Source organism: Olleya sp. KKT75, from assembly GCF_055635485.1.
The window spans coordinates 2074557-2095703 of the sequence record NZ_CM145759.1 but is presented as its reverse complement, the minus strand read 5'-3'; the positions used below and the strand labels follow the sequence as shown (position 1 = coordinate 2095703).

The 21147-nt window shown below is 30.6% G+C and carries 24 protein-coding genes and 1 other RNA gene; 21 read left to right on the top strand and 4 right to left on the bottom strand.

Annotated features, from left to right (window positions below; genetic code table 11):
* The first annotated feature begins 209 nt into the window (after window positions 1–209).
* The 7 genes from ACZ2G2_RS09220 to ACZ2G2_RS09190 are packed head-to-tail and all read left to right on the top strand — an operon-like array spanning window position 210 to window position 4445.
* Entirely contained in the window at window positions 210–503 is a 294-nt protein-coding gene (locus ACZ2G2_RS09220) for a winged helix-turn-helix domain-containing protein (protein WP_470391911.1), read from the top strand.
* A 54-nt stretch (window positions 504–557) separates the two neighbouring features.
* On the top strand, window positions 558–1949 hold the full coding sequence (locus tag ACZ2G2_RS09215) for a DUF4153 domain-containing protein (RefSeq protein WP_470391910.1): 1392 nt from the start codon (window positions 558–560) through the stop codon (window positions 1947–1949).
* 2 nt (window positions 1950–1951) lie between these two features.
* Window positions 1952–2314, top strand: a complete 363-nt coding sequence (locus tag ACZ2G2_RS09210) for a hypothetical protein (RefSeq protein ID WP_470391909.1) — start codon at window positions 1952–1954, stop codon at window positions 2312–2314.
* A gap of 7 nt (window positions 2315–2321) precedes the next feature.
* The gene (locus tag ACZ2G2_RS09205; protein ID WP_470391908.1) at window positions 2322–2795 is read left to right on the top strand and encodes a Coq4 family protein; all 474 of its coding nucleotides are present in this window, start codon (window positions 2322–2324) and stop codon (window positions 2793–2795) included.
* Between the two features lie 2 nt (window positions 2796–2797).
* Window positions 2798–3430: a SanA/YdcF family protein gene (locus tag ACZ2G2_RS09200; RefSeq protein ID WP_470391907.1), complete on the top strand. Its 633-nt coding sequence runs from the start codon at window positions 2798–2800 to the stop codon at window positions 3428–3430.
* The gene (locus ACZ2G2_RS09195; protein WP_470391906.1) at window positions 3431–3814 is read left to right on the top strand and encodes a ribosomal maturation YjgA family protein; all 384 of its coding nucleotides are present in this window, start codon (window positions 3431–3433) and stop codon (window positions 3812–3814) included.
* Window positions 3801–4445 (top strand): DUF1361 domain-containing protein, encoded by a 645-nt coding sequence (locus tag ACZ2G2_RS09190; RefSeq protein ID WP_470391905.1) that lies wholly within the window; start codon window positions 3801–3803, stop codon window positions 4443–4445. Before ACZ2G2_RS09195 ends, ACZ2G2_RS09190 begins: the two co-directional genes overlap by 14 nt.
* 70 nt (window positions 4446–4515) lie before the next feature.
* Here the strand turns inward: ACZ2G2_RS09190 and ACZ2G2_RS09185 are convergent, their stop codons facing one another.
* Together ACZ2G2_RS09185 and ACZ2G2_RS09180 are read right to left on the bottom strand one after the other, a co-directional pair.
* Window positions 4516–6762: an Ig-like domain-containing protein gene (locus ACZ2G2_RS09185; RefSeq protein ID WP_470391904.1), complete on the bottom strand. Its 2247-nt coding sequence runs from the start codon at window positions 6760–6762 to the stop codon at window positions 4516–4518.
* A gap of 65 nt (window positions 6763–6827) precedes the next feature.
* Window positions 6828–8033, bottom strand: a complete 1206-nt coding sequence (locus tag ACZ2G2_RS09180) for an NAD(P)-dependent oxidoreductase (protein WP_470391903.1) — start codon at window positions 8031–8033, stop codon at window positions 6828–6830.
* Between the two features lie 100 nt (window positions 8034–8133).
* Here ACZ2G2_RS09180 and ssrA point away from each other — a divergent pair.
* The 12 genes from ssrA (at window position 8134) to ACZ2G2_RS09120 (ending at window position 15960) form a co-directional block, all read left to right on the top strand.
* Window positions 8134–8528: a transfer-messenger RNA gene (gene ssrA, locus ACZ2G2_RS09175) on the top strand.
* A gap of 144 nt (window positions 8529–8672) precedes the next feature.
* Window positions 8673–9518 carry a hypothetical protein gene (locus tag ACZ2G2_RS09170; protein ID WP_470391902.1) on the top strand — a complete coding sequence of 282 codons (846 nt, stop codon included), beginning with the start codon at window positions 8673–8675 and terminating at the stop codon, window positions 9516–9518.
* Window positions 9519–9581: 63 nt separating this feature from the next.
* The gene (locus ACZ2G2_RS09165; protein ID WP_470391901.1) at window positions 9582–9872 is read left to right on the top strand and encodes a hypothetical protein; all 291 of its coding nucleotides are present in this window, start codon (window positions 9582–9584) and stop codon (window positions 9870–9872) included.
* Between the two features lie 102 nt (window positions 9873–9974).
* Window positions 9975–11171, top strand: a complete 1197-nt coding sequence (locus tag ACZ2G2_RS09160) for a primase-helicase family protein (RefSeq protein ID WP_470391900.1) — start codon at window positions 9975–9977, stop codon at window positions 11169–11171.
* Window positions 11172–11393: 222 nt separating this feature from the next.
* Window positions 11394–12248: a toprim domain-containing protein gene (locus ACZ2G2_RS09155; protein ID WP_470391899.1), complete on the top strand. Its 855-nt coding sequence runs from the start codon at window positions 11394–11396 to the stop codon at window positions 12246–12248.
* A gap of 87 nt (window positions 12249–12335) precedes the next feature.
* The gene (locus tag ACZ2G2_RS09150; protein ID WP_470391898.1) at window positions 12336–12629 is read left to right on the top strand and encodes a plasmid mobilization protein; all 294 of its coding nucleotides are present in this window, start codon (window positions 12336–12338) and stop codon (window positions 12627–12629) included.
* Between the two features lies 1 nt (window position 12630).
* Window positions 12631–13383: a relaxase/mobilization nuclease domain-containing protein gene (locus ACZ2G2_RS09145; RefSeq protein WP_470391897.1), complete on the top strand. Its 753-nt coding sequence runs from the start codon at window positions 12631–12633 to the stop codon at window positions 13381–13383.
* A gap of 2 nt (window positions 13384–13385) precedes the next feature.
* Window positions 13386–13832 carry a DUF6730 family protein gene (locus ACZ2G2_RS09140; protein WP_470391896.1) on the top strand — a complete coding sequence of 149 codons (447 nt, stop codon included), beginning with the start codon at window positions 13386–13388 and terminating at the stop codon, window positions 13830–13832.
* Between the two features lies 1 nt (window position 13833).
* Entirely contained in the window at window positions 13834–14190 is a 357-nt protein-coding gene (locus tag ACZ2G2_RS09135; protein ID WP_470391895.1) for a ParA family protein, read from the top strand.
* A gap of 36 nt (window positions 14191–14226) precedes the next feature.
* Entirely contained in the window at window positions 14227–14424 is a 198-nt protein-coding gene (locus ACZ2G2_RS09130) for a hypothetical protein (protein WP_470391894.1), read from the top strand.
* A 50-nt stretch (window positions 14425–14474) separates the two neighbouring features.
* On the top strand, window positions 14475–14705 hold the full coding sequence (locus ACZ2G2_RS09125) for a hypothetical protein (protein WP_470391893.1): 231 nt from the start codon (window positions 14475–14477) through the stop codon (window positions 14703–14705).
* A gap of 295 nt (window positions 14706–15000) precedes the next feature.
* Window positions 15001–15960 (top strand): hypothetical protein, encoded by a 960-nt coding sequence (locus ACZ2G2_RS09120; RefSeq protein ID WP_470391892.1) that lies wholly within the window; start codon window positions 15001–15003, stop codon window positions 15958–15960.
* 102 nt (window positions 15961–16062) lie between these two features.
* Here ACZ2G2_RS09120 and ACZ2G2_RS09115 read toward each other — a convergent pair whose 3' ends face one another.
* On the bottom strand, window positions 16063–16428 hold the full coding sequence (locus ACZ2G2_RS09115; protein ID WP_470391891.1) for an HIT family protein: 366 nt from the start codon (window positions 16426–16428) through the stop codon (window positions 16063–16065).
* Complete coding sequence (locus ACZ2G2_RS09110) at window positions 16425–17456, bottom strand: HNH endonuclease domain-containing protein (RefSeq protein WP_470391890.1); 1032 nt, start codon at window positions 17454–17456, stop codon at window positions 16425–16427. Before ACZ2G2_RS09110 ends, ACZ2G2_RS09115 begins: the two co-directional genes overlap by 4 nt.
* A 365-nt stretch (window positions 17457–17821) precedes the next feature.
* Here ACZ2G2_RS09110 and ACZ2G2_RS09105 point away from each other — a divergent pair, with 365 nt between their 5' ends.
* Window positions 17822–19801, top strand: coding sequence for a class I SAM-dependent DNA methyltransferase (locus ACZ2G2_RS09105; protein ID WP_470391889.1), 1980 nt, complete (start codon window positions 17822–17824; stop codon window positions 19799–19801).
* Window positions 19798–21147 carry a restriction endonuclease subunit S gene (locus tag ACZ2G2_RS09100; RefSeq protein WP_470391888.1) on the top strand — a complete coding sequence of 450 codons (1350 nt, stop codon included), beginning with the start codon at window positions 19798–19800 and terminating at the stop codon, window positions 21145–21147. Before ACZ2G2_RS09105 ends, ACZ2G2_RS09100 begins: the two co-directional genes overlap by 4 nt.

Sequence of the window (21147 nt, the reverse complement as noted above, 5' to 3'; positions counted from 1 at the left end):
ATTTTAATTGCCCTATTTATTTTAGAAGGCTATAAATATTCTCACAGTGTAAATACTATTAAATACTTCCACTTTACGAATATGTCTATTACCGAAAAATTGGCTTACATATCAATTTACACAATAATTGCTTTAAACATCGCTTTAATAATATACGTAATTATAAAAAATAACAAAAAATAGATTACTACTTTCGTAGGAACTAAAGCATGAGCATAATAACTAACATCAATAAAGTATTTGACCACAGAATAAGACTTGGTATCATGTCTGTTTTGATGGTTAATGAATATGCCGATTTTAAATCACTAAAAGAATTGCTTGGAGCAACAGACGGAAACTTAGCTAGTCACACCAAAGCACTTGAAAAAGCAGACTATATTACAGTAGAAAAGCAATTTATAGATCGTAAACCAAACACACGTTACAGTGTTACTAAATTAGGTCAAGCCGAATTTAAAAAGCATATTAACGCACTTGAAAAATTAATTAAAAAACAATAACACTATTTTTTTATCAATCTACTTTGAAAAACAAAGTACTTTTAAATAACTATTATGAAGCACCTAACCTTAATTATCGCCGCGCTATGTTTTAGCACACTTTTTTACCAACAACAAATTGGTTTAAACCTAAGTCTGTTTTCCATAATCAGTATTGGCATATTATGGTGGCACAACAAATCAAAGTTTAAGAATCAGAGGACTATAATCTATGCAACTATTTATTTAGTAACTGCCGTTCTAGTATTTATACATGGCTCTGCTTTGTCTATATTTGTTAACCTGTTTTCATTTTTCACCTTAGTAGGTTCAGTCTCTTCCAGCAAAAATGCAATTTATGTCCAATGGATTAACGGATTATACTCTGTGATTGCAGGTTATTTCCAACGTAGATTTGATGGTCCAAAAACTACTGAAGTGTCTACGACAAAAAAAAATATTGACATTATACATTGGATAAAACTGATTGGCATTCCGTTAGTATTTGTTATCATCTTCATGTTACTTTATAAAAATGGAAACCCAATATTTGAAGATTTAATTACCGAAATTAATTTCGACTTCATCAATATGCAATGGATACTACTTACTGTATTGGGGTACTTCCTATTTAATAACATTAATCAACCTGTCACTGTAGAGCCTGCTACAACTTTAGATAGTAACACCTCCAACTTATTAATTGAGAGTGAGAATACTTCCGAAGAAAAAAATAAAAAAGATAACCAATTAGGGACTACTCTACTGGCTTTTCTTAATGTGCTTATTATATTTTATATTATCACGGATGCAACCTATTTATTAACTAACATAGTAGATACTGCAAACCACCTGTCCACTCAAGTCCATAATGGGATTAATGCATTAATAGCTTCCATTATAATAGCCATACTTACTATTTTATTCTTTTTTAGAGGCGATCTTAATTTCTACAAAAAAAACAAAACCACTAAACAGCTCTCTTTTTTATGGATAGGATTAAACATTATACTGATTGTTTTGATTTCCATAAAAAACTACCAATACGTCTCTGCTTTTGGATTTACCTATAAACGTCTTGGTGTATTTGCTTATTTACTTTTAACTTTTTCAGGCTTGATTACCACGTTTATAAAAGTATTTAAGATCAAAAACCTATGGTATTTATTCAGAATAAATACTCAAATCGCTTTTGCTATTTGCATAATGTCTGCTACCGTAAACTGGGATTATTCGATAACAAAATATAATATTAATAACGCTAAAGTTTTGGATCTAAACTATTTAATTAGTCTAAAAGGAAACAACTCTAAACTACTTCAAAAACATGCTTTACAGCACAGATTATCTAACCACACAACTACACGCATTAATAAAAAATGGACCCGACATAATCAAGACCTAGTTAATAAGGATTGGCAAGCATACAGTTTAGAAAACTTTACTAATATGTCTAAATCTAAATAGTAATGAATTTTATAGATAACACAGCAAAAAGTGCCCTATTGGCGACTATTATCTTTTGGTTACTCAATCTAAATCAAATTACCTTAAGTAGCGCTTTCTTCTTTATAGGGATTTCATTATTACCTATATTTTTATGTAGTTTAATAACAATATCAGCTACCATTTACCCAATTTTTGTAATAGGAGGAAAAACAAAATTAGCTAGAAAAAAAACATTCAAAAGATACTTTCCGTATTACGCAATGCTCCTTTTTAGTGTTTCGATAATACTACTTACCGCAACACAATTCGATCCTTTTTTACTATCCTTTTTAACCTCAGCATTTATAACAACAAGCCAATCGTGGTTATGGTTTTCAAAATAATAAATCTATGCAAAAACAACGTAAACAATTAATAGCTTGGCTTTTTAAAGTCACACAACATATTTACACGACCTACTTTAAAACCAACACACCTTGGAATATAAAAAAAGAACAATTACTAGAATACAGTCCTAGCACTTTTGGCTACCATTTAGGATTGTTTTTAGACAGCAATGGCTTTGAATTAATCCCTAAAGTAGAACGTCACGACGCATACCATGTAATAACCGGATACAATAGTAACGAAGAAGACGAAATTGCATTACAATACCTCTGCTATGGTAATGGAAAACGTAGTATTTACCTCTTTGGCGTTATTACAATTGGCACTATTATTTTGCCAGAATACTGGAAATATTATCTCAAATCATATCGTATTGGAAAAAGCGCCAACATGTTTTACAACTTAGATTACAAAGGGTTACTTAATACATCGATAAGTACTTTACGCGGTTCCATATTTGTTAATTTAAACTACTAAACATGAAAAAACTAATCAAACGTGGTATTAAATTAGGGGTTATATTAATCCTTGCTATTTTACTAGCCAATTATCATATAAACTATAATACCAAAGGAAAACTGTATAACTCCATTGAGAATATCCCTAAAAACAGAGTAGGTTTAGTGTTAGGCGCTGGAAAATACGTAGGCAATAGCAATCATGTAAATTTATACTACAAATACCGATTAGAAGCTGCCTTTTTATTATATCAAAACAAAAAGATAGAATACATATTAATTAGTGGTGACAATAGTACCGCTGATTATGACGAGCCTTCTACATTCAAAAAAGACTTAATAGATCTAGGAGTCCCTGAAGATAAAATAATATTGGACTATGCCGGATTTAGAACATTAGACTCCCTAATCCGAGCAAAAAAGATATTTGGACTAGACAGTTTTACAATTATATCGCAACAATTTCATAACCAACGCGCCATTTACCTTGCAGAAAACAACAACTTAAATGTCATAGCCTTTAACGCCAAAGCTATTAAAGGGCGCTATGGATTTAAAACAAAAATTAGAGAATATCTAGCTCGAACAAAAGCTATTATAGATGTTGTAATTAATAAACAACCTAAATTTTTAGGACCAAAAATAAAACTGTAAATGACACTAAAATTCAACCCGCTATTTACGGTCTTAACGGTAATACTACTAATAACCGAAATTGCTATTGCCTACTTTTTAAAAGATGGTTTTGTACGCTATACTGTTGGAGACTTCCTTGCTTCTATTTTAGTGTATTGCGCCATAAGGAGCTGTTGTAGTACAAAAGCTGTGCGGGTAGCACTAACTGCTTTAATTATTTCTTTTACAGTAGAATTTGCACAACTGTTTAACCTACTTGATCTTTTAAATTTAAGAGCAAACAAAATAGCCTCTATAATCCTTGGAAGTCATTTTAGTATTGAAGATTTAATCGCTTACGCTTTAGGCATCATAACCATCTATTTTATAGATATAACTTACATTTCAAATGAAAACCATTAGACAATTTATCGCTGCTGAAACAAAAACTATTTCAGTATTAATATTACTATCTGCATTTAGTATTCTATTGCTTCTATTTAGAATAAAACTAACACAATCTCACTACTTTTTATTTTTAGTGTGGAATCTTTTCCTTGCAGGAATTCCATATGCTATTACTAGTTATTTAAAAACTTTAAAGCATATAAACACACTGTCTCTTTTAATTATTGGTAGTGTTTGGTTAGTCTTTCTGCCTAATGCGCCATACATAATTACAGATTTATTTCATCTACGTTATAGCAGTGCACATCTAGTTTGGTTAGACACTTTAATAATTATTGTGTTTGCAATAACTGGTCTAATCCTTTTTTATAAATCTGTATTTACAATGGAGAAGATTATTAAGACTTACGTCGAAAAAAGAGTCGTTGCATTTATGCTACCTGTATTATTTATACTAGTAGGTTTTGGTGTTTATTTAGGTCGTTTTTTAAGGTTTAATTCTTGGGAAATCATCAACAAACCTTGGGTCATAATAACTACCATTTTTGAAATACTAACACAACCTATAACACACAGTGCCGCATGGTTATTTACAATTTGCTTTGGATTGTTTTTAGGTGTGTTTTATTATGTTTTAAAAACCTAGCGTATTAAAACTAAAGCATAAAAAAAGGAAGTAACCACTTCCTTTTTTAAAAAATTATAAACCAATACTATTACTGCACATCTAAAGTAACAACAGCTGTATCACAAGCTTGCTGGGTACCATCATCACAAATAGTATACATAAAAGTATCTTGTCCTACAAAACCAATATTGGGTGTGTAAGTAAAATTACCAGCTGCATCGATAGTTACGGTACCGCTTGATGGGTTTGTATTTGCTGTTACAGTAAAATTATCACCTTCAGGATCAGTATCATTTGTATATACAGTATCAGAAAACGCAGTATCTATAGCTACAAGGTAAAAATCATCTACAGCATCTACGGTATTAACAGGGAAATCATTAAAATCGTTAGGATCTGTACCTGAAGCTATCTCATTACAATCGCTATATCCATCATTATCAGTATCCAATACACTAGGTGTCGTTATAACCAAAGCAATTAAGTATTGATTAGTAATTGTATTTGTTGCTTTAACATTTATATTAGTTAAACCATCTGGAAAATTGTATGGACTAGTCAATTCATTAATTCCAGCTTCGGCTTCACCTGGAAGTAAATAAAATTGATAAGTATTATTTGGAAACTGATCTAAATATTCATTTCTAACAACATTTAAATCTAAATATTGGTTAGGAGCACAACCTTCGACCGGAACAGTAATCCACGTTAAAGCAACATCCTGTGCGTCTAAATAATCCGGAATACCATCTCCGTCACTATCCTCATTCATTGGATTACCATCATTATTATAATCCTCGTCTATTGTATCTATTCCGTCGCCATCATCATCTGTATCTAAATAATCTGGTGTTCCATCTTGATCTGTATCATCATCATCAATGTTATTATTTACATTAAGGTCTTCATTTAAATCTAAAACCCCATCTGCATCACTATCGAATAAATCTATACAAGACATTTCTGTACCTAAATCAGTTAGTCCTGTAGTAAAACTACCAGTAACTGCGTCCGTACTTTGTCCACTTTCTAAATCAAAAAACCGAGCTAAAAATGCAGTATCTGTAATACAATAATCAATTGCAGTATCCAACTGCCCATTTATTATTGGTATTATGTAAGATGTGTTGTTATAATACAATTGCAAATAACCATTTGTTGATGGCTCTCCATTACAATCGTTAAATATTCCTACTAAATTAGTTGTTGTAGATTCATCAATTGTAAGAGTGATATTTACGTCTTCAGAAAAAGGCCCAATATTTTCAGTAAAATCATTTCCATCACAACCAAAATCCTGAATAGTTAGCGTTAACATTTCATCCGCAGGAATCAAACCACAAACTAATCCATTTTGATTTGTATAACCTCCAGAATAAGAATACCAATCCGAGGTACTACGCTGTAATTGCACATAATTATTAGGCAACGTATTACCATCAGCATCTTGTAAAGTCACACAAAATGGTACTGCAGCAAAAGGCGCGTCACAATTCCAGAAACTAAAATGAGAGACCTCTCCAACATATTTGTTTCCTACTAACTCAGCAAAACCTTCTTCTTTCCAGTACCCATAAACCTCATCAAAATACCATAATGGTATTGTAGCTGGCGGATTAGTAGCGCTTGTAGGCACCGGAACGCTAATTAAAGCTACCGAATCTTCTCCAATAGTTAAATCTTCTCCGTTTTGACCAATCAACTCCACAGCTATCATTCCGTAGGTTTCTAAAACACGTAAATCACCGCTTTCATTTTCAGCAATTAATGCACCTGGCATTTGTAAAGCCATATCCTGATTATCAGGGTTTAAATGTTTTATAACTACAGACACGTTACCTTGGTATTCAAACCCAAACTTAGTTTGATACGTCCCAGGTAATTCCACAGACACACCGCTAGGCAAATCAAAGGTTAATGGTTGACCCGAAGCGACTGTTGCTATTGGCTCTGAGTCCAATAACATTATAGCAACTTGATTAACACCATCTGTTGGTACCAACGCTCTAGATCCATCTATAAAACCAATTTTACTAGCTTTTACGTAAGCAAATTGCTCATACACTACAGCTTCCTCTACAGAAAACACACCATTAGCATCAGTAATTGCCATAGTGGATCCAATAGTAATAGTCACTCCAGAAATAGGATCACCTTCCTCATTAACAACAGTACCAATAAAACGTGCTGTTGTGTTGTCTCCAAAATTATCTAAAAACGGATTACTAGTTAAACCATCTACCTGCTGTTGATTAAGGGGTATATTATTATCTTTTTCGCAAGAAAAAATGAATAATAGGGCTACTGCCGAAAGTATTAAATTTAATTTTTTCATCTTTTTAATATTGTAATTATTACTTAAGTATAACATGTTGAGACTTAAAAGTCCTATTTATTATGTTACTCCTTACCATCTACATAGTCTTGCAAATAACTAAAACGCTTTGTTAATTTACCATTTTCAGTAATCTTTGCACGTTTTAAAACACCATCCGCATCACCATTAAAAAATGCAGGAATGACATGCTTTAAAAACATATCTCCAAAACCTTCACTAGCATCCTTTGGTAACTCACAAGGTAAATTATCCACTGCCATTACGGTAATAGCATCTTTAGCATTAAAAGCAACTTCTTTTTCAGTTTTAGCATCGTAACCATAAAAAGGATCTGCAATAGTCGATGGTCTAATTGTAGTCGCTACCGGTCCATCAATATCGCAAGATATATCTGCGACTAAGTTTATTCTAAACTCAGGGTCCTTAGCATCTTCTCTGGTAAATAAATACGGTGCTCCATCTCCAAAAAAGTGACCTGCTATAAAAAAGTCTGTTTGTTTAGCATACGGCATAAAATTACTTTCGTAACCTGATGCATCTTTATAAAACGCCCATTTATCTCCAACTTTTCCATCTTTACGCTTACTATATTCCATAACATCAACCATACAGTACACAGGCTCTGTAAATTCTGATGTTAAATATAATGCATCACTAACTTCCTTTATTTTTAAATGGTCTAAAATTTCTTTAGCACCTTTTGCAACTTTTCCTGTTCCTGATAGTAAAATTTTAATATTTGGTAGCGTAATTTTATCAAGCTCGCTTTTAACCTCATCTAAATCCTTTAAATTCTCAACTTTAGGCAATTCAAATAAATTATCGCGTAATCCTAATGCTCTAAAACCATTATAAGCACCTACAAGTCCTGCATAACGCCCAAAACCAATTAACCTTGCTCCACTTTGCTTAACAATTGTTTCGTGATCATACATTTCTATATTCTTATCTAGAATAGTTTTTAAAAGCTTTCTATTATAAGGCTGCTTTTTAATAGTATGACTAAAGAAAAAGTATTTTTTATTGGGTATAAGTGCATCAAGTGGCACTTCTTTTACACCAAACATCACATCTGCATCAGAGATAGTATCTGATACCTGAAATCCTTCTTGCTGATAATCGGCATCCTTGAACACTCTAATATCTGAAGCTTCCACAACTAACTCAGCTTCAGGAAAATTAGTTTTAAGTTGCTTTAAGTCTTTTGGAGAAAAAACCACACGTCTATCTGGTGGGTTTTTACGCTCTTTTATAATTGCGAATTTCATTTTGTTTAATTTGGTATAAAGTTTGCACTAAATTAAGTGTAAATGCATGGTTATACAAACTTTTTGGTAACTTTGCATTCTTATTATTTTTAATTAAAATGGGGTCGACTGGTTTTGACAGCGAGATTAATTAGATTGTAAGCACGTCGAGTAATGATTTTGTACTCGTAAAACCCTTGATCAACTTTTTAATCGGCGAGAATAACTACGCTTTAGCTGCCTAATCCGAATTATAGTAGGATTAAGCCTCGGTACACAAGGTGTACGAGCTTTATGTCTCCGGAAAGCTTTGATTGACAGCGTTCCATTTGAGGCATCGAAAATGTCAATATAGGCTTAGTAGCGCTTTGATGCTTTGCTGAAACTAAAAAAGATAAGTTGTAAGTGGGTTGTCTTTAACCAGCTTACAATCGAAAACCTAAGAAAAGAATAAACGTGTAGAAAGCCTTTTGGTTACTTGTTTGGACGAGAGTTCGATTCTCTCCGACTCCACTTTTAAGCCCTGTAAGCATAATGTTTACGGGGTTTTTCGTTTTGCGTTGACAAAATCGTTGACAATACCTTCTCGCTTTAACTGTTTTGTTGCTTGGCGCTAAATTAGTATTTTTATGGTAGTTACACCAAACTAATACTAAGATTATGAATTTCTACATTACTCTTTTTTGCTTAATTACTATTTCTAGTTTAGTTCACTTTGGCTTAATATGTAAATCCTATTTACCTTTGGTAGAATTATATTTCGAAGGAGAGAATGCGCATAGGAATAAAAGCAAAGATCGTATTAGAACACTTACAACTTTTTTTCTTTTTTCAGCTCCTCTAATTTTTTTTAAATCGTTAAAACAATCAAGTTTCGAAAATAATTATGTCAATTATATAATACTAATATTAATACTGGTATTCTCTATACTCTGCATTTATTGCCATAAATATAGAGTTTGGAATGATAATCCTATATTTAAAACTGCAAAAAAAATAAAAGAAGAATTAGACCTTGTAGTACTTATTGACTCACTAAAAATCGAGTTCAATAAAAAAATAAGCTTTATAGATAAAAGATTAGAAAATTTCAATAATGAGTTAGTGGCAGTAAAAAATGGAGCCGTAAAAAGAAAATCTACAAAAAGGGAAGAGAGAATTGAATTTATTAAAAAGCAATTTAAAGTGTTTAGTGCAGATATAGCAAGTTTTCCTATTTACAATAATGAAACGAAAACTTTTTTCTTTCAAGATTATGAAACAACAGAACTTCAGAGTTATCAAACTCTATTAATCTTTTTTTCGCAAAATTATAATATACCGTTAAAAGGGAATAAAACAATTATTTATGACCTATTTAATGACTATTTTGATATTAAGGACAGAGACTTAAAAGCAAATAACTGGACTCAATTTGAAAAAAAATACATTCATAAAATTGAAGAATTCACTTTTTATAGTGATTTATGTCTTTATAATAAAAAAAGCAACTCAACTGTTGACTAACTTGAACTAAGACTATGCCCCATTGGGTATCATTGTGGTATTAAACCATAAAATTAATACACAATGAAAGCTATTTACAATCCACACGAAGCTGTTCTACAAGAACTATCAGAATTAAAGAAAATAGTTCTAGATATTAAAAATCTTCCAAAAGAAGATTACACTCTTAAATACTATACTCGAAAAGAAGTATCTGTTCTTACTCATTGTTCTATACAAACAATAGATAACTACATTGATAAAGGATGGATTGCTATTGAAAAATTTGGTCCTAAGAAGAAATTAATACACCACTTCCAAATTTTCAATGAAGACCAATCATTAAAGGACTTCAAATACAAAAGAAAAGCATAGTAGTTTATCTAGAACTACTATGCTTTATATTTTTTTTCACAAAAACAGTATTAACTACCGTATATAACAAATATACGGATAAAATCTATAAATATGTCTGATATGCCATATTCAAGGATTGGTACATCTTATTATAAAACGGTACAAGTCCCAACTATAAATAACCAATTTAATGAAGCTCTAATAAAATGGGATGTTTCAACTATTATACAAGATCATGGTAGAAAATATTTAGATGAAATACCTAAATATAATGGCAAAATATGTTTTCCTAATCATTTTGAGTACACTAAAAAAGTTCATGATTTTTACAATACGTACTCACCATTAACTTATTCACCTAAAAAAGGCGATGTTAAAAACACTCTTTTATTTTTTAAACACATTTTTGGTTCACAGTATGAATTTGGCTTAGACTACTTTAAACTTTTATACGAACATCCTTCACAAATTTTACCAGTTCTATGCTTGGTCAGTAATCAACGCTCTACCGGTAAAAGCTCATTTTTAAAATATCTTAAAGAAGTCTTTGGACATAATATGAGTTATTTAGATAGTCATTCTTTAAACAGCAATTTTAATCTTGATTGGGGTAACAAATTATTACTAGCCTTAGACGAAGCTTTTCTGCAAAAAGAAGAAATTACAGAAAAAATAAAATATTTATCGACCTCTAACAAAAACAAAATTGAAGCAAAAGGAAAGGAACGTTTTGAAGTAGACTTTTTTGGGAAGTTTATTATGTGCAGTAATAAAGAAGATTCTTTTATTAAAATAGATTCTGACGAAACTAGGTTTTGGGTGATTAAAGTACCAAAAATAAAAGTTGAAGATGTAAATTTTGTAAATAAATTAATTGACGAAATACCTGCCTTTTTACAATTTACACTAAACAGAGAGTTTGCTAGTGAAAGAAAAACTAGAATGTGGTTTACTGCACAACAAATCTACACACCTGCTTTAAAGAAATTAGTAAACAATAATAGAAATAGAGTTGAAAAAGAAATAGCACACCTACTTTTTAGCATAATGGAAAAATTTGAGCTGGACGAGGTACATTTTAGTTTAATGGACTTGTTAAATGCTCTTGGAAAAACTAGAGTTAAAACAGACTTAACACAACTTCGAGTATTACTAAAAAAAGAATGGAAAATTGAGCAAAGAGACAACTCATTTAAGTATCAAAAATTTGTCATTCTAAGCGATGGTGAAATTATACTTTTAGACACAAAAGGCAGGTATTTTACTCTACATAAAAGTTTTTTAAGCAAAAACTTTGATGACTTGATGACGGACTAGCCATTATATACTTTAAACTCAGTAATAACAAGGGATTCCTCCGTCATCAAAAGCATCATCAAAGCGTCATCAATAAAAACATTGATGACAGATTTAAAAAAAAGTTGATGATCTGATGATGAGTTGATGACGCAATTTTCCTTTTACCCAAAAGGGTTTCAAGAGTCCCGTCATCAAATCATCAACTTTTAAAAATTTTTAATATACACAACACAAATAAAAATGAATTGTAAAAAAGCAAAACAAATTGACCTTGTTTCTTTCTTAAAAAAACAAGGTTGTAGAATAGGTAAAACCGACACAGAAAATACTTGGATTTATTCTCCTTTTAGAAATCAGGAAAAAACACCTTCTTTTAAAATAGATATTACTAAAAACATCTGGTACGACTTTGGAGAAGGAGTTGGAGGAACAATAATTGACTTTGTAATGAAATACAATAGTTGTTCAATTAAAGAAGCATTAGTTATTTTATCTAGAGATACTTTTCCTATTCACCAGCAAACAAAACAAATCAAGAGCGAGACAAAACCGAATTACTCTATTAAAAAAGTAACTGAATTAACAAATCCAAAGTTATTGAATTATTTAAGTAATAGGAAAATCAATTTGAAATTTTCAAAGCAATTTTGTTTTCAAGTTCATTATTCTTTTTCTAATGGAAAAGAAAACTATGGCATAGGTTTTATGAACGATTATGGAGGTTTTGAAATTAGAAACAATTCCTTTAAAGGCTGTCTAAATAAAAAAGCAATAACAACCATTTTCAAGCATTCTAAAACGGTTTCTCTTTTTGAGTCTTGGTCAGATTTCCTTTCGTATTTAACATTGAAAAATGAAATCCCTGATGAAGATTTTATCATTTTAAACTCAACCGCTTTAATAAATAAAGTGATTGAACTCATTAAAAACTACGATAAAATAAAACCTTTTTTTGACAATGACGAGGCAGGTAATAAAGCTTTCAATAGCATCCAAGAAAGCACTAAAAAAGAGGTCTTAGACTATAGGATATACTACCCAGAACATAACGATTTGAACGATTATTTGATTAACCGGAAAAGTGAGCAGGTTTGAGTATTCGAGAGGTGTCTAAAACCGGTACTTGGGTACCATTTTTAAACAAATCTCGTTTTTCTCCCGATGGTCGCAAAAGCATAAAATATGAAAAGAAATAGAATAGAATTTATCTGTACTTCTTTTGAGAAGAAACTTATAAAAATTAAAGCAAAAAAAGCTGGATTAAAAACTGCTGACTACTGCAGAAAAGCTGCTTTAAATAAAGAAATGAAAGAAATTTTAAATGAAGAACAAATTGAATTATATAAGATGCTTATTAAATATCATAACAATTTTAAAAGTCTTGGAAACTTAATTAAAAACAAAGAACCTGGTTTATTTAAATTAACAAACGACACTGCTTTAGAAATTAAAAAACACCTTAAAAACTTTAAATAATATGGTAGGTTTAGGTAAAGCAATTTCACATACTAAAGCTTCAATCTCTTATGGTTGGAATGAAGAAAAAGACGCTAAGATTGTATTCAAGAAAAATCTAGTTGGAGAGACTCCAAAAGAAATTACAGAAGAGTTTCAAATCATTCAAGCAATGAATAAAAATTGCCATAAAAATACTTTCAGTTTTGTTTTAAGTCCAACCATAGAAGATGGTAAAAAATTAACTTTAAAAGACCTTAATAGAATCACTAGCGAGTTTACAAATGATTTGAAATTAGAGAGTCATCAAGCTATTGCTTTTGTACATAATGATAAAGACCATAAGCATATTCATTTATATGTTAATCGCATAGACTTCAAAGGAAAAGCATACAAAGACAATTATATAAGTAAGAGAGCTATAAAGGCGTCTGAAAGAGTAGCCAAAAAACTTGGTTTAACTACTGTTAGAGAAGTACAACAAAAAAAACTTGAGAAACTTAAAAACATCCGAATTCATATAAAAGAAAAACACGATTTCTGTATTAAAAACTTAATGCCTAAAAACTTCAATGAGTACATAAATTTAATGAAGCAATTTAATATCAATACAATCCCTTCCATCAATAAGTCCAATCAGTTACAAGGGTTTAGATACCAATTTCAAAATACAAACCTAAAAGGTAGCGAAATACATAGAAGCATGTCTTTCAATAAAATCAAACAACAAATACAAACAATCACCAAAACGAAATATAACTCTCATAAATTATAACTATGGCAAAAATTGAGGAAATAACAGCACTTCTTATTGACGAACTTGAATTGTTTCAAAAGACAGTAAAAGAATTAAAAGAAGAATCGACACAATTACAAAAAACAAAGCTCACAGTTAATACTGAAAATGTAGAAGCTGTTTTTAATGGCTATAATACAGAACTAAAGCTAAGCTATAATTCTATTGCAAAAGAATTAAACATCATACAAAACAAGCTAAAAGAAAAAGGGCAAATACCTAAATGGTTTATTCTTTATTTTATGACTATTTCTTTAGTCTTATCAGTAAGTATCATTCTTAATTTCCATTTTAACAATAATAATGCAGCAATAGAATCAGAAGCTTTTCGAAATGGTCAAGAGAATATTGAAAGCCACATTCAGCAATTCTTCGATTCAAATCCTACTTCTTTAAAAAAATACAATAACTGGTTAGATAAAAATTGATATGTCAAAAATAATATTAATCACTCATCAAAAAGGTGGCGTAGGTAAAAGTACACTAACCTTTAACCTTGCCCAAAATATTTCTAAAAATGCCAGAGTAGTTGTTTTAGATTTTGATTTACAAGGTAGTCTTAGTCAACTAGCAGACTTGGTAACAGATTTCGAAATAATTTCTTTCAAAAGGGAAATAAAAGAAATTAAAAAACTGGACTATGATTTCATTTTGCTAGACACGCCCCCGTACCTATCCAATCATCTACATAATTTAATTGAATTAGCAGATTTGATTATTGTACCAACTAAAGCAGGTATTCTAGATCTTTTAGCCATAAAAAGTACAATAGAACTTATCGAGTAACAAAAAAAAACATCACAAACTTTAATTGTTTTTAACATGATAAAAGCAAACACCACACTAACACTAGATATTCTTATCGGCCTAGAAGAATACAATGTAAATATTGCAAATACACATATTAGTGATTTAGTGTCTTTTACTAGATCAGTTTTGGTAAAAGGTGTAAAACATGATAAAAACGCACAAAAACAAATAGATAATCTCACTAAGGAAATATTAATCAAACTTATATAAATATAGATTTCTACACATCTAGTATTATATAAAAATATAAATCTATCATTATGGAAGAACAGAACATGAACGAGCTAATTAATAAAGCTAAATCCGCCAATAAGAATAAAACAATTCAAAAGGTTGTTCCAATAACAATAAAAGACATAGAGGAAGTGCAATTTTCTTTTTACATAGAAAAAGAGCTACTTAAAAGTCTTAAATTAAAAGCATTACAACAAGACACAAGTATGAAGCAACTTGTAAATGATGCTATTAAAAAATCATTAAAATCAATTTAGATCAAGTTTTCTCAATCATTGAGAACATAAGCATTCTACTTATTAAAAAGTTTGTTTAAATTTGAAACAAATACAATTTATAAGAAAAAATATAACGATAAAATAAACATATAAAGCGTTTAGCTTTTGAATTGGTTTTAGAAATCCAGCAAGATTTAAATATACCACCACTCTCAAAAGATAAGACGCCCAACGTTATGCGTTGGGCTGTTCTTGTTATGGTGGATAGGTTTCTTGCTGGAACCTCTAAAACTAATAAGATTCAGTTCCAACGCTTTTTTTATGAAATAAATTTATGAAAATTGAAAGCCACAGATTAGAAATTAAAGACACATGCAAGCCTGAGTACATAGAAGCCATTAAAAAATATTGGGTACTAGAAAAGAATAAGTTTATAAATAAATCAAAATATTTAGGGCTACCCTTTAATTTGTCTGCTTATGAGTTTGGTAGCTTAGTAAAAAGAGAATCCTCTTTTTTTATTGAATTAAAATGCCAAACCTGCCCTAACACCGATTTTTTTCAAGTAACTTCTCACTCTAATCTTTCTGTAATAAAAAGGAATTTATATAATAGTTACACTAGTCTATTTAATTGTCCAACTTGTAAAAAAGAAATAAAAGACAAAAAAATAGAACAATTAAAGAAACTAGAACAATTACAAATTGAAAAACAGACTAAAGCAATTAAAAACCAAGCATGGTCTTCTCTTAATTCTTTTCAGATAAAGGTGTTACATTCCATCATAAAATGTAAGGATTTCTCAAAACTGCATTATAAGTTCAAGAAAACACCCAACAAAACACTCTGGAGCGCAATCTATACCTTAAGAGATTTAAATTTGATTGTTTTACATTTTCACGAAAACTCAAAATATGTGCAAAAGATCTCATATTTACCCGAGCTTGAATCTGTATTACCGGAAGTCAAACCTATTGTCAAACAAGAGCCTAAAACAGTTTACAACAATACTACCAAAGAATTAAAATTTAAACTTACCAAAAATAACGATTCAAAAAACAGAGACAGTCCCTTATACAGCGGGATTCTTAACTTTGAGGAAGATGTACTTATAGAAAAAGGGACACAATATACTTTTGGGGTTTGGAAACGTGAGCTCGATAATTTGTATTTTACTTTAGTCCCCACAGATAGTATCTACAAGGCACCTAGACAGGAATCAATTTCAAGTCAACCCAAACATTTAAGAGATGCAATACAGGATTTTTTTAATTCCAGTGGGTTTGATTTATAGGTGTAATTAAAATTAATTTCTACAGCCAAGTAATAGGAAACAACGCTATCTAATCGTGTAAAAAAAATTATCTTAATTACATAGTTTTTAAATTTATAGAAATCAATAACTCATCTTATCCGGAATAACACCTCTTACTCCTCCCCTTGGGTTTTCAATATCCCCCTTGTATCTAGGTATTAAATGACAGTGAAAATGAAAAATAGTCTGACCTGCAGTTTCCCCGCAATTCATTCCAATATTGTAACCAGAGGGGTTATACTCTTTGCATATTATTTCTTTTGCAATTTCAAGTACTTCAGCTAAATTATTTTTCTCCTCAGATGAAAGCGCAAAATAATCCGCTTTTAAAACATTTGAAATGATTAAAAGATGACCAGGAGATACCGGAAAGGAATCTTTAATTATAAAGAAGAATTGATTTTTAAAAAGAATTGATGTCTCAGGTAGTTCTAGAAAGTTTTTCATAAGCTCATATATTGAAAACCATTATTATGAGCAATAGTAAGCATTGGCTTTATATGTTCTTCATACTTGAATTTACTTAATTCTTGGCTAGGAAAAATTGGTAAATAGTCCTGAAGAAATTTATTCTTAGGTCGCAACGTTCTAACTATATCATAGCCTTCTTTCTGGAGTCTATAGAAGTCGTCAAAGTAAGTTTCGAATGAAGGAAGTTTATTACTCTTACGGGAATTAAAACTTGATTCTGCAGGAATTAAATTCCACATTAAATCATGTGCAACAAACTGATGGGGAATAAAATGTTCAACTATATAACCTCCTACAACTAACTTCTCTCCGGTATATATACAATTTATATACCCCAATTCCTTTATTACAAGATCCCAGAACATTTTTTTATGTTTATTTAAACTCCCTCTTATTATTGGTCTTAGTATTTTATTTGGAATATCGGGTACATTAGAGTTTCTCGCTTGTAAAAACAGGGTTAAATTCCAATAACAAAAGGTTTTTAATATGCCACTATTTGTTCTAAAATAATTATACCATTTATCATATATAAAGATGGAATCATTCAATAATTTATAAGGGGCATCAAAAGTAACATCCAAAGACTTTTCATATACTTTTGATCTAGAACCAGAACCTAACCATGGACTCAAAAATTTATGTGGTACATTTATATCAAAATGATGCAATAAGCCATTGGTTTCATTGTTTTCAGACTCTAAAAGCATCTTAAGAATCATACTTTTCTTGGTATCAACATTAATATTTTCAATATCTTTTATCCTTCGAACTGCTTTCTGAATTAAGTCTTGCTTCCCAAACGATACTTGAAAATAATTTACAGTGTACCATGACAAAGTTAACATTCTGGAAAATATCTCCTTTTTATTAATCTCCTTCTTCCCTTCATCAGCACATTCTAAAATCGCCCAAAACCAGTAAAACTTATAAGTTGCACTGGTATTTTTAAATACTGAAGTAAGTTTAGAAATTGATATAGTTGACTCTAAAGGTAATTGCATGTTTTAAAATAAATTAGAAGTAATAAAAAAAAATAAAAGTTAGTACATTAAAAGTAAATTTTGCAAATGAAACAATCAATTATTTACATTGTTTATATAAAACTATAATTCTAGAAATATAGTTTTATAGTTTTACGGAAAACCGTAATTATATATCAAATGGATTTCTTAATTTACCACTCTCAATTTGAGAATAATGTTGTTTAACGATTAAACTCAAGAAACATGTAGTAGATATAGTACTATATCGTTCAAAAGCATATTAAGGTATAAAAAAAATTATATCATAGATTAATAAAACATCAAAAATAGTGTTTCAATAAGAAACTTAAAAACAAACTAATTAACAGTAATTAGATATCAAAATGAGTAAAAAAAGAGATATAGACGTATCTAAAGAAGCTGGCCTTATATGGCAAGTTGCTAATGATGTACTAAGAGATATTTTTCAAAGAACAGAATATCCTGATATTATTTACCCAATGGTACTGATAAGACGTTTAGAATGCGTTCTAAAATCTGAAATTGACAAGATTGAAAAAGAGTTTGATGATGGTATCTCTAGGATGACTGACAGTGCAGCTGCAAAATTTATTAATGATCAACTTTATAGACGTGTTGGTTTTTCTAACGATTCAGGATTCACTTTACAAGATCTAAAAGATGAAGGGGAAAATAGTATCAAGACCAACTTTATTAGTTATCTAAATGGCTTTCATAGTAAGAAAGCAAAACCAGAAGATAAAGACAAGATTCAAGACGTTATTAAGTTCTCAGGAATCCGAAAGCATGTAGATAAACTGAATACAAACAATATTTTATATTCAGTAATAGAAGAATTTACAAATATCCCTTTAGAGCCAGAAACGGTTTCTAATATTAAGATGGGTTATATTTTTGAGGAATTAGTAAGGCGTTTTTCAGAAGCCAACAATTCAGAAGCAGGAGAACATTATACGCCACGAGAGGTTATAGATTTAATGACCCATATGCTTGATATTGATCAACGTAAATTGAAGGATGGAGAATTAGTAACTATCTATGATCCTGCTTGTGGTACTGGTGGAATGCTTACTGCTTTAAAAGAGTTTATAGAAGTTAATGTAAATGACAAAGCAAATGTTCGTTTATATGGACAAGAGGTTAACGATAAAACGTGGTCTATTTGTGAAGCCGATTTAATGATAAAAGGAGAAGATGCCAAAGTAGTAAATGGTGACACCCTTTTTGAGGACGGCTTCCCGAATGAGAAGTTTGATTATATGATTTCTAATCCACCTTATGGTAAATCTTGGTCTAAGATCAAGAAAAAAGTTATGGCAGCTAGTAACGGTAGGTTTGATATTGCACAACCTCGCACCTCAGATGGACAGTTATTGTTTACACTACATATGCTTTCTAAAATGAAAGACCCTAAAAAAGGAGGTTCTGCAATTGCTATTGTACATAATGGTTCCCCTTTATTTAGTGGTGATGCAGGTGGTGGTGAAAGTACCATACGCCAACATATTATTGAAAACGATATGCTTGAAACCATTGTAGCACTGCCTACAAACTTGTTTTATAACACTGGTATAGCAACATATATATGGATTGTTAGAAACAACAAAACTGCTGAACGTAAAGGTAAAATACAGCTGATTAATGCTGTTGATTTCTGGAAACCTATGAAAAGGAGTTTAGGTGATAAAAGACGTTTTATTGCAGATCCTGATGTGCATAAAATAGTGCAAATCCATAAAGATTTCAAAAAAGGAAAATACAGTAAGATTTACGATTTGGATGATTTTGCATATCGTAAAGTAACTATAGAGTTAGAAGAATTAGACGAAGAAGGTAACCAGCTGTTTGAAAAGAAAGAAGTAACAGTAGCACAAAATGCATTATCAAAAATTCTAAAAGCGACACCTTCACAAATTAAAGCACTAAAAGATAAAAAGAATACGAAACAAGACACGTTTACATTTGAACTGAAAACCGATAGTGATTTTGTTATAAAAAACAGAACTAAAGATAAAACCATAGAAGTTATTAAAGCTGTTGATGGAAACAAGCTAAAATTAACAGCTTTTATAAACGTACCCGTTATTGCAAAAGATACAGAGATTATTCCTTGGAAAGAAGACACAACCAAATGGCTCAACAAAGAGGTTGAAAAGAAATGGACATACATAGACGAGAAAAAAGGCTATGAAGTACCTTTTACTCGAGAGTTTTATGTGTATCAACCTTTAAGGGAATTAGAAACTGTTTTAGCAGAATTTAAAGATTTAGAGCATGGAAATTTAGATGAAGACAAAATTGGTAATACACAATTGTTGAACGAATTAGGTCTAGAGTTATGAGTAAACATTTATCATATAAACATTCAGGTATAGAATGGCTTGGAAATATACCAACACATTGGGAGTTGAAGAGATTTAAATACTGTTTTAAGAATGGTAAAGGTTTATCTATAACAAAATCCGATCTACTTGAAGAAGGTATTCCTTGTGTAAGTTATGGTGAAATCCACTCTAAGTTTGGTTTTGAAGTTGATCCTGATAAAAATACCTTATTGTATGTAAATGAAGAATATCTTGAAACAAATAAATCTTCTTTATTGAAGTATGGAGATTTTGTTTTTGCTGATACTTCTGAGGACATTGAAGGAGCAGGGAATTTCACTCATTTAGCTAGTGAGAAAAAAGTTTTTGCAGGATATCATACAGTTGTCTGCAGGCTATCAATAAAATCAAATCCAAGATTCTTTGCTTATGCTATTGATTCAATTTCTTTTAGGACTCAAATTAGAAGAAAAGTTCAAGGCGTTAAGGTATATAGTATTACAAATAAAATTCTTAAAGATACTATATTATGGTTTCCAGAAATAAAGGAACAAACCGCGATAGTCAATTACCTAGATGAAAAAACAAGTAAATTAGATCTACTAATAAGTAACAAAAAAGAGCAAATAAAAAGGCTTAAAGAATTACGCCAAATAGAAATAAATACAGCGGTTACTAAAGGCTTAGACTCAAATGTAAAACTAAAACCAACAGGCATAGAGTGGCTTGGAGATATTCCTGAGCATTGGGAGGTAAAGAGATTGAAAGAGGTTTCTAATATTTGGGGTAGAATTGGTTTTAGGGGATACAATAAGGAAGATATTGTGCACGATGAAACGGAAGGAGCATTAACCTTGGGAGCCAAACATATTAGCAAATCTAATAGTATCAAATTATCCCATCCAGAGTATTTATCTTGGGATAAATATTATGAATCACCAGAAATCATGGTGAAGGTTGGGGACATATTAATAGTGCAAAGAGGTAGTATTGGAAAATTCACAATAGTTGAAAGTGAAATTGGTGACGCCACTATTAACCCAAGTATGATTCTTGTAAATAACTTAAAAATTGAACCAAAATTGGTTTATTATTTATTGCATTCAAAACATATTCAGAGTTTCATTGAAGTTCTAACTTCTTCAACTGCTGTTCCAATGATATCACAATTTCAAACGGGTACATTTCGCTTACCATTTTCCAAAAACAGGTCAGAACAAATTGAAATAGTTAAGTACCTAGACGCTAGAGTTTCAAAAATTGATAATCTTATAGAAAATCAAATAAACCAAATCAATCAATTACAAGAAATACGCAAAATTGAAATTTACAATGCTGTAACAGGTAAAATTAAAGTGGCTTAG

Excerpts from the sequence above, each read along its gene's own strand:
- ACZ2G2_RS09220 (WP_470391911.1), top strand. The coding sequence starts at position 210 with ATGAGCATAATAACTAACATCAATAAAGTATTTGACCACAGAATAAGA.
- ACZ2G2_RS09215 (WP_470391910.1), top strand. The coding sequence starts at position 558 with ATGAAGCACCTAACCTTAATTATCGCCGCGCTATGTTTTAGCACACTT.
- ACZ2G2_RS09210 (WP_470391909.1), top strand. The coding sequence starts at position 1,952 with ATGAATTTTATAGATAACACAGCAAAAAGTGCCCTATTGGCGACTATT.
- ACZ2G2_RS09205 (WP_470391908.1), top strand. The coding sequence starts at position 2,322 with ATGCAAAAACAACGTAAACAATTAATAGCTTGGCTTTTTAAAGTCACA.
- ACZ2G2_RS09200 (WP_470391907.1), top strand. The coding sequence starts at position 2,798 with ATGAAAAAACTAATCAAACGTGGTATTAAATTAGGGGTTATATTAATC.
- ACZ2G2_RS09195 (WP_470391906.1), top strand. The coding sequence starts at position 3,431 with ATGACACTAAAATTCAACCCGCTATTTACGGTCTTAACGGTAATACTA.
- ACZ2G2_RS09190 (WP_470391905.1), top strand. The coding sequence starts at position 3,801 with ATGAAAACCATTAGACAATTTATCGCTGCTGAAACAAAAACTATTTCA.
- ACZ2G2_RS09185 (WP_470391904.1), bottom strand. The coding sequence starts at position 6,762 with ATGAAAAAATTAAATTTAATACTTTCGGCAGTAGCCCTATTATTCATT.
- ACZ2G2_RS09180 (WP_470391903.1), bottom strand. The coding sequence starts at position 8,033 with ATGAAATTCGCAATTATAAAAGAGCGTAAAAACCCACCAGATAGACGT.
- ACZ2G2_RS09170 (WP_470391902.1), top strand. The coding sequence starts at position 8,673 with ATGAATTTCTACATTACTCTTTTTTGCTTAATTACTATTTCTAGTTTA.
- ACZ2G2_RS09165 (WP_470391901.1), top strand. The coding sequence starts at position 9,582 with ATGAAAGCTATTTACAATCCACACGAAGCTGTTCTACAAGAACTATCA.
- ACZ2G2_RS09160 (WP_470391900.1), top strand. The coding sequence starts at position 9,975 with ATGCCATATTCAAGGATTGGTACATCTTATTATAAAACGGTACAAGTC.
- ACZ2G2_RS09155 (WP_470391899.1), top strand. The coding sequence starts at position 11,394 with ATGAATTGTAAAAAAGCAAAACAAATTGACCTTGTTTCTTTCTTAAAA.
- ACZ2G2_RS09150 (WP_470391898.1), top strand. The coding sequence starts at position 12,336 with ATGAAAAGAAATAGAATAGAATTTATCTGTACTTCTTTTGAGAAGAAA.
- ACZ2G2_RS09145 (WP_470391897.1), top strand. The coding sequence starts at position 12,631 with ATGGTAGGTTTAGGTAAAGCAATTTCACATACTAAAGCTTCAATCTCT.
- ACZ2G2_RS09140 (WP_470391896.1), top strand. The coding sequence starts at position 13,386 with ATGGCAAAAATTGAGGAAATAACAGCACTTCTTATTGACGAACTTGAA.
- ACZ2G2_RS09135 (WP_470391895.1), top strand. The coding sequence starts at position 13,834 with ATGTCAAAAATAATATTAATCACTCATCAAAAAGGTGGCGTAGGTAAA.
- ACZ2G2_RS09130 (WP_470391894.1), top strand. The coding sequence starts at position 14,227 with ATGATAAAAGCAAACACCACACTAACACTAGATATTCTTATCGGCCTA.
- ACZ2G2_RS09125 (WP_470391893.1), top strand. The coding sequence starts at position 14,475 with ATGGAAGAACAGAACATGAACGAGCTAATTAATAAAGCTAAATCCGCC.
- ACZ2G2_RS09120 (WP_470391892.1), top strand. The coding sequence starts at position 15,001 with ATGAAAATTGAAAGCCACAGATTAGAAATTAAAGACACATGCAAGCCT.
- ACZ2G2_RS09115 (WP_470391891.1), bottom strand. The coding sequence starts at position 16,428 with ATGAAAAACTTTCTAGAACTACCTGAGACATCAATTCTTTTTAAAAAT.
- ACZ2G2_RS09110 (WP_470391890.1), bottom strand. The coding sequence starts at position 17,456 with ATGCAATTACCTTTAGAGTCAACTATATCAATTTCTAAACTTACTTCA.
- ACZ2G2_RS09105 (WP_470391889.1), top strand. The coding sequence starts at position 17,822 with ATGAGTAAAAAAAGAGATATAGACGTATCTAAAGAAGCTGGCCTTATA.
- ACZ2G2_RS09100 (WP_470391888.1), top strand. The coding sequence starts at position 19,798 with ATGAGTAAACATTTATCATATAAACATTCAGGTATAGAATGGCTTGGA.